This is a genomic window from Sphingobacterium sp. 18053 (assembly GCF_902706145.1).
In the GTDB taxonomy this organism is placed as follows: Bacteria; Bacteroidota; Bacteroidia; order Sphingobacteriales; family Sphingobacteriaceae; genus Sphingobacterium; species Sphingobacterium paramultivorum.
This window is the reverse complement of the sequence record NZ_CACSJW010000001.1, coordinates 875,979-889,660: the sequence shown is the minus strand read 5'-3', so window position 1 is coordinate 889,660 and position 13,682 is coordinate 875,979. Positions and strand designations below refer to the sequence as shown.

At 42.9% G+C, this 13,682-nt stretch carries 15 protein-coding genes; 10 read left to right on the top strand and 5 right to left on the bottom strand.

What is annotated here, in order from left to right:
- Position 1: 1 nt before the first annotated feature.
- Together GVK91_RS03995 and GVK91_RS03990 are read left to right on the top strand one after the other, a co-directional pair.
- Entirely contained in the window at positions 2 to 715 is a 714-nt protein-coding gene (locus GVK91_RS03995; protein WP_159727081.1) for a LytTR family DNA-binding domain-containing protein, read from the top strand.
- A gap of 45 nt (positions 716 to 760) precedes the next feature.
- The gene (locus GVK91_RS03990) at positions 761 to 1,075 is read left to right on the top strand and encodes a MerR family transcriptional regulator (protein WP_159727079.1); all 315 of its coding nucleotides are present in this window, start codon (positions 761 to 763) and stop codon (positions 1,073 to 1,075) included.
- Between the two features lie 79 nt (positions 1,076 to 1,154).
- Here GVK91_RS03990 and GVK91_RS03985 read toward each other — a convergent pair whose 3' ends face one another.
- On the bottom strand, positions 1,155 to 1,604 hold the full coding sequence (locus tag GVK91_RS03985) for a GNAT family N-acetyltransferase (RefSeq protein WP_159727077.1): 450 nt from the start codon (positions 1,602 to 1,604) through the stop codon (positions 1,155 to 1,157).
- A gap of 443 nt (positions 1,605 to 2,047) precedes the next feature.
- On the opposite strand from GVK91_RS03985, the gene GVK91_RS03980 reads away from it, so the two are divergent.
- The 5 genes from GVK91_RS03980 (at position 2,048) to GVK91_RS03960 (ending at position 5,739) form a co-directional block, all read left to right on the top strand.
- Positions 2,048 to 3,556, top strand: coding sequence for an alpha-L-fucosidase (locus GVK91_RS03980; RefSeq protein WP_159727075.1), 1,509 nt, complete (start codon positions 2,048 to 2,050; stop codon positions 3,554 to 3,556).
- A 337-nt stretch (positions 3,557 to 3,893) separates the two neighbouring features.
- On the top strand, positions 3,894 to 4,538 hold the full coding sequence (locus GVK91_RS03975; RefSeq protein WP_159727073.1) for a DUF6266 family protein: 645 nt from the start codon (positions 3,894 to 3,896) through the stop codon (positions 4,536 to 4,538).
- A gap of 50 nt (positions 4,539 to 4,588) precedes the next feature.
- Entirely contained in the window at positions 4,589 to 5,122 is a 534-nt protein-coding gene (locus tag GVK91_RS03970) for a DUF6266 family protein (RefSeq protein ID WP_159727071.1), read from the top strand.
- Positions 5,119 to 5,523, top strand: a complete 405-nt coding sequence (locus GVK91_RS03965; protein WP_159727069.1) for a DUF5675 family protein — start codon at positions 5,119 to 5,121, stop codon at positions 5,521 to 5,523. Before GVK91_RS03970 ends, GVK91_RS03965 begins: the two co-directional genes overlap by 4 nt.
- A complete protein-coding gene (locus GVK91_RS03960) occupies positions 5,524 to 5,739 on the top strand; it encodes a hypothetical protein (protein ID WP_153847793.1) in 216 nt (71 codons plus the stop codon).
- A 391-nt stretch (positions 5,740 to 6,130) separates the two neighbouring features.
- Here GVK91_RS03960 and GVK91_RS03955 read toward each other — a convergent pair whose 3' ends face one another.
- The 3 genes from GVK91_RS03955 to GVK91_RS03945 form a co-directional block, all read right to left on the bottom strand.
- Positions 6,131 to 6,520, bottom strand: coding sequence for a RidA family protein (locus GVK91_RS03955; RefSeq protein ID WP_159727067.1), 390 nt, complete (start codon positions 6,518 to 6,520; stop codon positions 6,131 to 6,133).
- 66 nt (positions 6,521 to 6,586) lie between these two features.
- A complete protein-coding gene (locus GVK91_RS03950) occupies positions 6,587 to 7,147 on the bottom strand; it encodes a Crp/Fnr family transcriptional regulator (protein ID WP_159727065.1) in 561 nt (186 codons plus the stop codon).
- Between the two features lie 399 nt (positions 7,148 to 7,546).
- Positions 7,547 to 8,641 carry a hypothetical protein gene (locus GVK91_RS03945; RefSeq protein ID WP_159727063.1) on the bottom strand — a complete coding sequence of 365 codons (1,095 nt, stop codon included), beginning with the start codon at positions 8,639 to 8,641 and terminating at the stop codon, positions 7,547 to 7,549.
- Between the two features lie 148 nt (positions 8,642 to 8,789).
- Here GVK91_RS03945 and GVK91_RS03940 point away from each other — a divergent pair, with 148 nt between their 5' ends.
- On the top strand, positions 8,790 to 11,138 hold the full coding sequence (locus GVK91_RS03940; protein ID WP_235032749.1) for a TonB-dependent receptor: 2,349 nt from the start codon (positions 8,790 to 8,792) through the stop codon (positions 11,136 to 11,138).
- 73 nt (positions 11,139 to 11,211) lie between these two features.
- Here GVK91_RS03940 and GVK91_RS03935 read toward each other — a convergent pair whose 3' ends face one another.
- Complete coding sequence (locus GVK91_RS03935; protein WP_182332335.1) at positions 11,212 to 12,054, bottom strand: AraC family transcriptional regulator; 843 nt, start codon at positions 12,052 to 12,054, stop codon at positions 11,212 to 11,214.
- An 88-nt stretch (positions 12,055 to 12,142) separates the two neighbouring features.
- Here GVK91_RS03935 and GVK91_RS03930 point away from each other — a divergent pair, with 88 nt between their 5' ends.
- Both GVK91_RS03930 and GVK91_RS03925 read left to right on the top strand, forming a co-directional pair.
- The gene (locus GVK91_RS03930; RefSeq protein ID WP_159727059.1) at positions 12,143 to 13,090 is read left to right on the top strand and encodes an NADP-dependent oxidoreductase; all 948 of its coding nucleotides are present in this window, start codon (positions 12,143 to 12,145) and stop codon (positions 13,088 to 13,090) included.
- Between the two features lie 272 nt (positions 13,091 to 13,362).
- Positions 13,363 to 13,566, top strand: coding sequence for a hypothetical protein (locus tag GVK91_RS03925; RefSeq protein WP_153847786.1), 204 nt, complete (start codon positions 13,363 to 13,365; stop codon positions 13,564 to 13,566).
- The last annotated feature ends 116 nt before the right edge of the window (positions 13,567 to 13,682 follow it).

Genomic DNA, 13,682 nt, shown 5'->3' with positions numbered 1-13,682 from the left:
TATGGCAAAATACGATGTGGTCATTATTGACGACAATGCATACGATATCCGTATGGCGGAAAGTGCATTTAGGGAAATCAGCCAGGTGGGAGATATCAGGAGTTTTACCAAGGCGATAGACGGCTTTAATAATATTATTGATAATCCGCCAGATGTGCTGCTATTGGATGTGGAGATGCCGCAGATGTCAGGACTGGATTTGTACCAGACGCTGCCCGGGGAGAAGCGCCCGCCCGTCATTTTGTATACCAAGTCTGCTCAATATGCGTACGAAGGGATCAAGATTGCCGTGGCCGACTACCTGATAAAACCGGTAAGCTTCTCGGATCTTTACCTGGCATTCAAGCGCGCCTTGGACCAGAAAAGTATCCACATTAAGATGGATTTCAATATTGAGCCCAGCGGAAAATGGTTTAGTTTCAAAAATATGGACAGGCTGGTCAAGTTTGGCGATATCGTGGCGGTATCTTCCTGTAAAAACTATGCGGTCTTTCATTTGCGGCAGCCAGCAGAAGATTTCAATTACCGACTGACGATGGATGAGGCGGAGGCCATGCTTCCTCAAAGTACTTTTGTGCGGGTACACCGCGGTTTTATTGTCAATGTCAATTTCGCTACTACCGTTGTCGATCGTAAGATTTCTCTCCCAGACCGTACCGATCTGGAGATCAGTGTAAGTGATATGGGGTTGATACGCTTACGTCAATATTGTTGATTGGCCTATTTTTATGAACTTTTTATAAACCCTAAATAAATATGTATGCGTAAAAATCAGTACCTCAAGGGCTTTTCCATAAGTCCTGGGCATTCCTTTACCCAAAAATTGATCTTGCTGGAACTTCTGGCGCTAAAGCGCCAACTGGCAACTTATCTCGAGCTGCGGGAGCAGCTGGAAGCGGAAAATGTGCTGCTGCGTGATGCCGAATATGTCAAATCGCATGTCGGTATTTCCACCGAGACGCTCTATCGGCTGCAGCGCGATGGCTATATCTGCATAGCCAAGCGCGAGCGCAACAAACGCTTTTACCGTGATGTGGATGTAGAACGCCTGCGCAAGAGCTACCGCGGCCTATAACCTGCCCGGTCAATCGATTTTTACCTGTATACGCATTACTTTCTTCGGGCGTCTCTCTTAATGGGAGGCGTTTTTTTATCTATTTTTTTTGCATCACGTAGTTTGTCAGCTCCACGCCCTTTCGGCTGACTTGCTGCTCTTGGATGACCCGATATCCACGGCGCTCAAAAAAGGGCTTTGCCGTAATCGAAGCATGGGTTGTAAATAAATCGCATACGGCAGCATTTTCCAGTTTATTGCACAGTGCAGTGGCAATACCCTGTCCCTGATAGTCTTTGTGCACGTAAAGGCGGTCGAGGTAGCCAGCTGGAGTGATATCGCCAAATCCTACAAGCTGATTACTCACCACTGCAACGAAGGTATGGTGGGCCAAAAAGGACTCGTTCCAGGCCTTCAGGTCGAGCTGACCCGTCGCCCACACATCCAATTGCTCCTGGCTGTAATCTGCTGCATTGATCGTATGCACCGTATCGTAGAATAACTGACTGATCTGTGCCAGATCGGAGGGCTGATAGTGTCGTATTTCCATTGTTTATTTTTAAGGGTTTCAAATTTAAGATTATTTGCACGATTGCCCAACTTTCTTCTCCCGTGCTCCCAACCAGCTCCTGCCTTTACAGCAATTTTCATCGAATTGGCATTGGGATTTCATCGGGATAATCCGATCAGCACCCGATGAAATCTCGATGAAAATACGATGAGAGCAGGGAGTTAATCGGGGATTAACTCCCCGCCAGTTAAAATATGACCAGGGTTGTCAGGTAACAGCTATTGTGGCTATTTTGTTGATTAACAGTGTTTAGGTGTTCATTTTACACTAAAACGTTTTCGGTAATCACACAACCGATTGCGTTTGGTTCTGATAAGATGAATCTGGTTTTTTAACTGGATATTACATCCGTCATTCATTTGGTCTGTTTTACCTGAGGACGATAAATAACTTAATTTAAAATCTATACATTTTTTTTCAAGATGAAAACCAGCAAACGTATACTTATTTTGATGGCTATTGCATTGTTCCAGCAGGGGCTCGTAAAGGCTCAGTGGACAGGCAAAAGGGAAAAACCTGCTCACCCCATTGAAGTGAAATTTGGCGCCATTACCAAGCCAAACAGGACTGATCCGGCAATGGCCGCATTTCGAAATTATGGGCTAGGCCAATTTATCCACTGGGGTTTATATGCCATTCCGGGCAATGAATGGAATGGTGTAAGCGCCCGGAGCGGTGCACCGGCATCGGAGTGGATTCGAAAATGGGAGGGACCTACCGTACCTGAAAATTGGATAGAAACATACGACAACTTGTACAAACAATTTAATCCAAAAAATTTTGACGCAAAACAATGGGCCAAGCGCGCCAAAGAAATGGGTGCGAAATATGTCATCTTTACAACAAAACACCACGATGGATTTTGCTTATGGCCTTCTAAATATTCGGATTATACCATAGCGAACAGCCCTTATAAAAAAGATATCGTGAAGCAGGTGGTGGATGCATATACGGAGGAAGGGATCGATGTGTTTTTATATTTTTCTGTAGAGGAATGGAACAACAAGGACTATGTCAAAAACATTCCAAAAACGCCTGATGAGATAGCTCGCTTTGATCGCTTTTTGAAATATACCAGAAACCAGCTGCTGGAATTACAGACAAATTACCCCAAAATAAAAGGCTTTTGGTTTGATGGTACCTGGGATCCTTCCTGGATAAATGCTTATGCGTTTACATACAACCTAGAGAAAGAGCTGAGAAATAAAAATCCAAACCTAATCATCGGTTCGCGTTTTCGAAATGATGAATATGAAAGCCGGCATTTTGATTCAAACGGCGTCTTATTGGGCGATTATGAACAGGGCTGGGAGCGGAAGATGCCTGCAGATATGGAGTTGCTTGGCGGAAACGATTGGGACTGTGTGATGACAATACCGCCTAACGGCTGGGGATATATAAAAAATACGGACGGAATGTATTTGAAAACAACAAATGACATCATCGATTTATTGATGAAATCTCGCGCCATGAACGGTAATTTTGTCCTTAATTTCGGTCCGGACCAAGATGGAAATATGAGTAAACATGAGAATGAACTGATTACAGCATTGGGAAAATGGACGAATGCGAATGCTGAAGCCATCTATGAAGTGAAAAACTTTCCCTTAGAAAGTAAATATGGTTACTACACCTTGAGCAAAACTGATCCGACCTCGCTGTTCTTAACGGTAATCAATAGACCTGTAGATGGTATATTAAGACTTGCTTTTCCTAGAAATGCCAAATTGGTTCCCGCATCGGCAGCTTTACTAGATCATCAGCGTGATCTGCTGCTGAAAAAAGCAAATATTGGTTTGGATAGAGATACAAATACGTATTTCGATATCATTGTCCCTGAAAATTTGAAAACGAAAAGAGCTTTTGTAATTAAAATAAAACTAAATGCTCCAACAATTTCAGAAAATAAACTGATGGATGCGAAAATCTAAATAGTAATAATAACTGGTTGTAATAATACAGGCAGGAGTTAATAACGCATTAACTACCTGCCATACCAAATAATGCCATTATCCTAAGATGGTGATTTATCGATACTACTCCCCGTAATCAGTATCATCTGCCTTTTTACTTTTGATTTTTTGCCCATTTTAATCTTTATGTCGGTTCTGAAAAGTATGACGACAGGTCTATGATCGGTCAGTTTTCCGATGCCTGTCGGTCAACGGTCGGTGTAACTTTGTGTGTCTATTTGCTATTGATTTAAAGTGTTTTATGTTTGTTATGTCAATCAAGTGTACCGGTACGAAACAGGATTGATTTTAACACATGGGAACTATTGTAAACGGAGCAAATGGAGGCTTTAAGGGTAAAGCCGGCTCAGTAATCGGAAGTAGTTGGAAGAGCATCAACTACATCAAAGGGCTTTATAAAAAGAGATCTAAGCCCGCCTCAGAGGCACAGCTCATCCAGCAGGAAAAGTTCAGGACGCTGATGCGTTTTCTGCTACCGATCAATGTCTTTCTGAAAATCGGATTCGGCGGTAAAAACACGGAGAAAGTGACCCCGATGAATGCCGCATTTCAATTCAATCAAAAAATGGCGATTACGGGTGTCTATCCGGATTTCGCGCTTGACTATGCCAAGATCAGTATCTCGGATGGCGGCCTGTACGGTGGAGGTTCCGTCTCAGCCTCCTATGACTCGGGTGAACTTATCTTTACCTGGTCGACAGGTGCAAGTGAAACGTTCGAAACCTTTGCGGATGACTTGGTCTACGTGCTGGCTTATCATCCCGAAAAAGATGAGTTTATTTCAACGCCGGCACCGAGTACGCGATCGATGGGTGTGGTGACCTTTCTGGTGCCCGACCATCTGGCTTCCGGTTCAGTGCATACCTGGCTGTTTTTGTCCAATCGGTCCAAAACACGGGTGTCCAAAAGTGTGTATCTGGGCGAGGTACAGCTTATCTAATTAACTGTGGGCTGGGCCGATCGGGCTCAGCTCCTTTTTAACATTTTATTATGGCAAAAAAGACAATCAGCCCCGGGCAGCAGCGGGTGCGTGCGGCCTTTAAAGTGGGGGTGGCTTTTTTGAGGCCCTTAAATGGATTGGTCAAAAAGGGGTATTCCGAGATGGCCAAACGGAAAAATAGCCTCGCAGGGGGATTGGCCCTGGGATATTTACTTAAGATGGCCATCAGGCATGAGGAGGGTGGACCTGTGGTAGATCCTGCATTGGTACGCCTCAGTGAAGGTTCTCTGCCCGGTCTATATGGCATAAGCATAAATCGTTATACCGATTCTATCGAACTGACGCATGAGCTACGGTATTCGAGATTTTTAGATTCGGATGACCGGCTAATACTTTGTGCCTATCAAATGGATAAAGGTTATGCCTACGTCAACGAGCAGATCTGGCAACGCCGGGAAGGACGCGTAATTGTGCCAATTCCCGAAGGATTCCGCGAGGATGGATTCCATCTTTATCTACTGCTGTCAGACCGGAAGGGTACAAAGTATTCACGGTCAAAATATCTGGGTTATTCAACAAAATGAAAACAAAACATATCCTGCTACTCCAACGGAAATATGGGGCACAGGGAACCAATGGAACCATCACCTATAAGGGTGAAGAAATCTGCCATACAATCGAACTGCCCGATCGAAATAATATTCCACGGATAAGCTGTATCCCTATTGGGCAGTATAAACTGGAAAAGCGGCGTTACCCCAAGCATGGCGAGCAGATCGGTATTCCGATGGTGCTCGGCCGTGAAGCAATTCTGATCCATGCGGCCAACAATGCTTTAAAAGAGCTGCAGGGCTGTATTGCCCCGGTAACGGTACTAACGGGTGAAGGGAGAGGAGATTACAGCGGCAAGGCCTTGGCAAAACTTAAGGCACTGGTGTACAGTCTTTGGGATCAGGATGCAGAAGTGTATTTGAATATTCGCTAAATGAAAAAAATCTTAAAGAAAATAGGAAAGGTGCTGCAGGTGGTTCTTGCGGCTCCCGTTAAATGGCCCGGAAAGGCGGGTAACATCTTGAAATATATCGCTGTGGGACTGGGTATATTGGAAACAGTTATGGAAGAGGAAAAGCAGCCAGTTGTAAATAATTCCGACCTACCCATGTTGCCCAAGGAAAGGAGTGATGCTGATGAAAATCAATGATATCCGCATCTCTGCCCTCGGGGGCACGATCTGTTCCATCTGGGCCAGTATCTCCCTGGGCGATTTGCTGCAGACGGTATTAACGGCTGCGCTGGGAACGGTTGTTAGCTTTGCGACGAGCAGGCTCTTAGGGCGTATGAATAAAAAGGCAGGCCATAGGAAACCTTAGCCAGCTTATTGAAGACGTCTCCCTTAACGGTGAGACGTTTTTTACTCAAATCCCGATCTTCTTCGGTCCTTCTCCTGATCAGCTCCTGCGTTTCCAGTAGATCTCATCGGTTTGGCATCGGGATTTCATCGGGATAATCCCATCAGGTCCCGATGAAAATACGATCAAAGGCAGGTATTTGCTCGTAACAAATAGCCAATTGTAGGCGTCGAGTGAATGATTTTATTTGACCGCAGTAACCTCTAGCTCAACCAGAAGTGTTTCGAAAAGGTGTTTTACTTCCATCACAGTGGAGGCTTGCTGAAGCTGGTTCTTTTGAGCCCATGCTTGAAATAGATCAAAATTTTGAAATAATTCAGCAGAAGATGTCGTGTAGATGTTCAAGCGTACGATATGGCGAATTTCATATCCTGCTTCTAAAATGACACGCTCCACATTAGCAATGGCGAGTGATAGCTGCGTACGCATATCAGCATTACTTGAGATGCCGTTTTCGTCAATTGCGGTTTGTCCTGAAACATATAGGGTTCCACTTACATCTTTTACCTCTACCGCTTGTACATAATTCCGTTGCTCTTGCCACTTCCAGGGATTGATTGTTCTCTTTTGCATAGTCACTGTTTTTTAATGCCTACAAAGTTCGAGAGATCCCGAGAAATAAACCTGTGACTGAAATCACTATTTGTAAATTCGGCTGAGCGTTTCTCTTGAAACACCCAAATACTGCGCAAGAACCGTTTTAGAGATGCGCTGTACCAAAGCAGGATAAGAGCTTATAAAAAGTTCATAACGGGATTTTGGGCTGTCTGTCAACAAGGACAGTATTCTATGCTGATTGGCGATATGCCCATTGATTGATTTTTGTAAAAAGTAGTTCGACAGACTATACTGCTGCACAATACGCTGGTAATCCGCATAAGATAATGAATACAGCGCTGTTGGCTCTAAGCATTGTAAATAAAGCTTTGACCGGGTTTGATGATAAAATGCCGAAAAGTCCGTTTCCCACCAATCTTCGAAGGCAAATGATAAGATATGCTCCCTGCAATTTTCATCTTCGTAGGAGAGTTTGACCAATCCGGATTGTATCCAATACAGATCTTTTACCAGATCATTCGGTTTAATAATAAAAGCGGCTTTTTTGTAGGTTTTGTATTTAAAGTATTGTTGAATCGCTACGTGCTGCTCTAGCGGAATATGCTTAAAAATATCGTTTTCAAGGCTGATGTTATGATCCATAATCAATGAGGTTTAACCGGGTGTTTTTATCGATCCAGATAAAGAAATGTTATAAAATTCCCAGTTAATTGCTGCGGTATACTGCTTTTATTTAAGTAATCAAATGTAGCCAATTTTGTGGTCAAAAAAAACTTCAAGTGAAATCAAATCAGGTCTGTAATCGGTCAGTTTTCCGATGCCTTTCGTTCAGCTGTCTTTTTAATGTGATTTATATATTTGTTGTTGATTTAAAGTGTTTTATGTTTGTTATATCAATAAAAAATGCAGGTGTAAAAAAGGGTTGATTTTGGAACAATAGGGACCGAAAGTGATACTTGATGGCATTAACTGAGTAAAGCGCACTCCTGTAGTGCGCTTTTATCATTTGTATGGCTTGGGGATGAAACCAGGATAGTACGATTATCCTTCAGACATGGCTAAAGTGAGACTAGCCGTAAATCCTAGCCCCGTCGTTGTCACGGCCTTTATGGTCACCTTATAGTTGCCAGCTTTCAAACTGTCGCTCTTTTTCACGGAAACGACGCCTGTTTGGGCATTTACACTAAACAGCTTTTCGCTATCTGTAAATGCGAGTCCATCTTTTTGTATTGAAACCAGTTCGAATGCAGATTTATATTTTTCGGGATATAGTGTTGGCGCTGCAGAGACATAACCATTTGAGAGGCCGATATGTATGAGACTAAAGTCTATGGTCAAGTTTAGATCGGGATAATATTGTCCAAACAAAAATTTAATTTGTGGAATCAGAATGACCCTGAAAGTCGTGGCGGCGACAGGAAAACCATCTTTTCTAAGCTCGGGAGTCAATTCGAATGACTTTTCAGCTTTTTTTTCCGGATCTCCCGCATCCTTTGCTAAGTTGATATGCGTACCTGTTATTGAAGCAATGTTTTCTTGTCCATCCTTTTTAACCAAATGAAAGCTAGCACCAGTAATTGGTAGGCCGAGAGGATCTATTTCAAAATCAGTAGATTGGTCGCCATACAGTACATACGAATAAGGTAACTCGTTACCATTTTTTAGGCCTTTGATAGCAATAGATCCAGCCGTTATCTTGATTGAAAAACTTTCTTTTCCTACCACTTTGTCCTGAGATTCTTTGGCTATGACAGTGACTTTATAATCATCGGGAATCCGTGCGCTGCTCGATTGAGCTCCGTTTGGATAGAGTAGGGAACTGTTAATCAGTATGCTTTGTTTTTCGTTATCAAATTTGATGGCCTGGTTCAATTTATCACTGAGTTTAACCCCGTTGCCCAAATTGATGTCTGCAATCTGGGAAAAGTCAAAGCTGAACGAAAGTCCTGCTTTTGCAGATAGGTCTTTCGGCAGCTTAATTTCCTGTGTTTCGCCGTAGCGAAGGCTGACCTGCGATGGTAACGAAAGCGAGATTTCAGTGGGCGTAGGCGCTGTTTCCTTTTTACAGGAGGATGCAGCTCCGAGCATCAGAATCAGTGCCCCCGCAACGGCGATTTTTGTGTTGATGTATTTCATGTGCTGTAAATTTTTGACGAAGGTAGTGATTGTAAATTATTAATGCAACTATATTGCATTTGTGGTTTTCTTTTTTAATTTTGCAGCTCAAACAGGAATAAGCTACACGATGTTACGGTATCAGAAACAAGTTTTTTTAGCATCTCTAATGCTATTATCTATCGCAAAAACTGCACATGCGCAGCGTAAACCAACAGTGGATACATTGCGAAGCTATACGCTTCCGACCGCGGAGACAACTGGCTTTGCACCGGGCCATGGGCAAAAGACGAGGCTGGATCGAAAGCAGCTGGATCGTATACAGGCACAAACGCTTGGTGAAACATTGAGCCATATCGCTGGGATACAAAATGCTTCTTTTGGCCCCAATTCTGGTATGCCCATGATACGGAGTCTAAGTGGTAGCAGGGTAAGTGTGCTGTCCAATGGGCTTTCGATCAATGATTTATCTGGAATCAGCCCAAACCTAAACCCCAATTTCGATATGGACAATCTACGCGAAATAGAATTGTACAAGGGTGCTGCGAGTGTATTATTCGGCGGAAAGGCCATTGGTGGAGCGGTCAATGTTAAAGATAACACCATTCCGATGAATCGTCTGCCCAAGAAGATTTCAGGTCAGGCCAGTGCGGAGTTAGGAACGAATAATGGCAATAGCCAATCGCTGGCTTTCAATGCAAACATTGGAAAGTACTGGGTGGGACATATTGGCGCAATGAGGCTCAGGCACGGAAATCTCAAGATCCCGGGCAATACAAAAGCAGCCATTGCTTATGATCCAAAGATTGATCATTTGACCGCCGCAATGGCACAGGTAAATGTCGATCGTGAGACGATTCGAAATCTGACGCTATATCCCTATTTGAGCCAGTTCGTGATCGAGCATATGGGCGATCCAAAGTGGGGCTTATCGGAAGCCGATCTGTATACCTTTGAAGATTATTCATTTATCAATGGATCAAAGGTCCTAAACCCTCAAAATGACAAATATGTCGCTGGGCAGGATCCCAACACGCCACTTTACACTGAAGTCGTTCATGGGATTACAGATTACGCACCGGTCAAGCGTGGCGTGATGCCCAATAGCCATGCCGAGAGAAATGCTGTCAATGCAGGTGCCAGCTATATCAGAGACAACTTTCGGCTAGGTCTGGGGCTTTACGCGCTTGAAAGCTATTATGGTATTCCCGGTTTTGCGCAGCGCAACAAGCCTGTCCATAGTCACACGACAGTTTGGACCCCGATATATGAACCGATTAACACGCGTACCTATTCATATGCCTGGCAGGTAGAGTCTGCTTTTAAGCCAAAAACAGAGTTGATCTCGGCGGTTAAATTTAATTACCGCGGTGAAGTATCAGACGACCGGGAGCTCCTGGGCAGGTACCGTGTCAATAAGTTCGATAGTGAGCGTCATGCGCTTCGATCGGAGATAACGCAACAGTTTAATCCTTTTTGGTCTGGGACGAGTGGGGTTGATTTTTCAGTTGTGGCCTTAAAGGGCGAGGGGGATCGGCGTTATATCCCCAATAATCTGAGCCGGGAAGGAGGGATCTTTACCTTGCAGACAATAGAACTTAATCCAGTTGCCCTTCATGTAGGTTATCGGCACGACTGGGTTGTGCGGCGTACATTGAGCGATCCCACTTATCAGCGCAGCAGGGGGATGGCCGGAGGTGATCTTTCAGCCCGAGATTTTAACTTAAACCATTTTTCGGGAGATATCAAGTATTCAATTTTTGATATTGCCTATGTACAAGCCACATTTTCACACGCAGAACGCGCACCAGGGGTGAATGAACTTTATGCCGGAAATGATCATTTTGCAATCCTGGTAGAAGAAAATGGAGATGATCGACTGAACAAGGAAAGCTCAAATTCCTATGAGTTATCTGCAGGGGTAAAATATGGAGGATTCAAATGGTCGGCGACGCATTACCGCAGTTTTTTTAAAGATTACCTGTATTTGGCCCATACAGGCATTTCTCGTTCTGGAGGTTTTTTGGTCAAGGAATGGCGTGCTTCAGATACCGAAATTCAGGGCTGGGAGCTAGAAGGAGGCTATACCTATGCATGGGCCAAAGATTGTCATGTAGCGTTAAATGTTTTCGCTGATCTCGTCAAAAATATAAATACTTCGGATGACAACATGCGCAAATGGGCAGAAGGTGACTTTATGCCCAACTTACCAACCAGCAGGTATGGAATGTCGGCTGCACTTCAATATAAAAAGTTTTTTGGGAACGCCAATTTTGATCGGTATCTGAAACAACGCTATTTGGGTAAAAACATCAATATTGAGCCGCCGATGCCAGCTTATTCTTTGTTAACAGGACAATTAGGTTATAAGGTAAATATAAAAAGATATGAGTTTGTCTATTTTATTTCAGGAAATAATCTATTGAATGTAGAAGCACGTCCGCAAAATTCCATACTCAAATATCTTGCCCCCCTTCCGGGACGGAATATTTCCATTGGATTGAAGTTATTGCTCTGAAGAATTTGGTTTAATCGTCAAGCGTATGACATCTCTTCCCTCGGGAGCACGATCTGTTCCATTGGGGCAAGTATCAATCAGTGACTTTTGTAGCTGAATCGCGGTATTGTTTTAAACTCATTCCTTGGTGTCGCTTGAAAAACTTATTGATATGACTTTCGTCTGCAAAACCAAATTCATCCGCTATTTCGTGCACCCTTTTATCGCTAAAACGTAAGCGATGTTCGATAAGCCTGATGCGATACGAGGAGATATAGTGCTGAAGGGATTCATTGCACTGTTTACGAAAATAACTACCCAAATAAGTTGGAGAGAGATCGAATCTTTCCGCTATGACGGCGATTGTCAAACGTGCTGGATAACGAATATGTTCTTGAATATAATCTAATAGCTGCAAGATACGATTGTCTGCATGTGGACTTATATTTTTGGGCTTGATAATGGCTATATTTCGTGCAGCAATGACAATTAAAGCATTGACTAAATGCCGAACTAGATCTTCCGTATAGACAGATTCCTGGATGAGCGTTTGGTGTAAGTGTTGAACCAATGAGCCAACCATTTTCTTATCTTCTTGGTTGATCAACACAGATCCAGATAGATCCGACGCATTGTATAACAGACATTCGATATGATCAATACTTTTCCATTGATATTCGCGCACATAGTATTCTCCGAAACGGATAACCATAAATTCACAAATACTGTCAAGATCAAAAGAATGGTAATCCTTTGGCGTGATCAGAAAAAGATCACCGGGCTCAAAACGAAGTTCATTCCCATTGATGCCATGTACGCCATTCCCAGATAGTACATATACAAATTCAAAAAAATTAAACTGTCGATCCCGAAGTGGACAGCAATTTACTTTTTCATAATATACCTCCAGCGATTTAGAAATATTCTCTCTTGCCATACATGCAAATATACCCAAATGTACTTGATATGTACCTGTTAATCGATGTTATATAGGGTTAATTTTGTGTAATTCAACGTAAGTATAAATGAAAGCGATAGTTTTAAAAGAATTTGGAGATACAGGTAATCTCCTTTATAAAGAGATTGAAAAGCCTTTAATTAGGGCTAATGAGGTTTTGGTTAAAGTAAAAGCCATAAGTATTAATCCAGTAGATTATAAAGTAAGAAATCGACAAGCTCCTTTGGCAGAAGATTTAGCGCATTTTGATCCTTTAATTTTAGGTTGGGATATTTCGGGAGAAGTTGTGGCGGTAGGAACAGCTGTTACCGAATTTATAATAGGGGAAGAAGTATTTGGTATGGTCAATTTTGTGGGTCATGGAAAAGCTTACGCCGAATACGTGGCAGCTCCAGCTGATCATTTAGCGCTGAAACCCAAAAACATCACGCATATTGAAGCAGCGGCTAGTACGATGGCTGCCTTAACGGCATGGCAAGCTTTTGATAGTTATGGAAAACTGAGATCAGCAGATCGCGTATTAATTCACGCCGCTTCAGGTGGCGTTGGTCACTTTGCTGTACAGATTGCCAAATATTTGGGCGCCTATGTGATTGGCACTGCATCTGCTCCAAACAGGGATTTTGTTTTGGGCTTAGGAGCTGATGAATGTTTTGATTACAGAATGACGCCATTTGAAGAAGTATTACACGATCTTGATTTTGTAGTTGAATCGATCGGAGGAGCTAACTTTCAAAAATCCGTACAAGTATTAAAGCCATTCGGAACCATTGTCGCCTTAAATTCAGGATACACAAGCGAGGACGAACAGAAAGCGAAGGAAAAGCAACTTCATGCCTGCTATTTTATGGCGGTTTATTCCAGTAAAAAAGATATGGCTATTATAGCTTCTTTTTTGGAACGAGGTATATTAAAACCACACGTTTCGCATGTTTTCGATTTTGATGAAATGGCGCAGGCACATTTGCAAATAGAAACGGGACGAACTGTTGGGAAAGTGGTTGTCACTTTATAAAAAACATAGATAAGGAGTTCCGACAAGCTATCTTGGATAGTCCGTATAGTGCAATCACTTTTACAAACAAAGCTTCAGCACAGCGCATAATCTCCTGGTGGTGGGTAGATATATCGGCCTCGATTAGCGTACGGTGTGTATGTTTGATGATTTGCAGCGCTATGCTGCTTTCGGGTAGTATTTGGGTTGTGTTCGTATTGTGTTCGGACCACCTTCGGAAATGCACATTAGGGCAGCCAATATTGAATCGTTGCTGACCAGATATTTCCTGTTTGGAGTCTGGTCAACAACTGTACAGCATCTGTTCAATATCTGTTGCTTGTCCGAAGCAGGTACGAACCTGGTCCGAAGCAGAGGTCAACCTAGGTCCTTATCCTCCGGGCAGTAACAGGTATAGCACTTTTGGCCTGGGTATCTTGGAAACGGTATTCTTGGGCAAATTGGAATATAGCAAAACAGAAAAAGTTTATGTCTAAAAACTTTAACAGTGGAAAGAGCGGAAAGATGTTCAGAAGCAGCAGAGGTAATGCCGTGATTTTGTTAATAAGATATAAATAAATAGACAAGTCTGTCTATTTATTTATATCTTTGT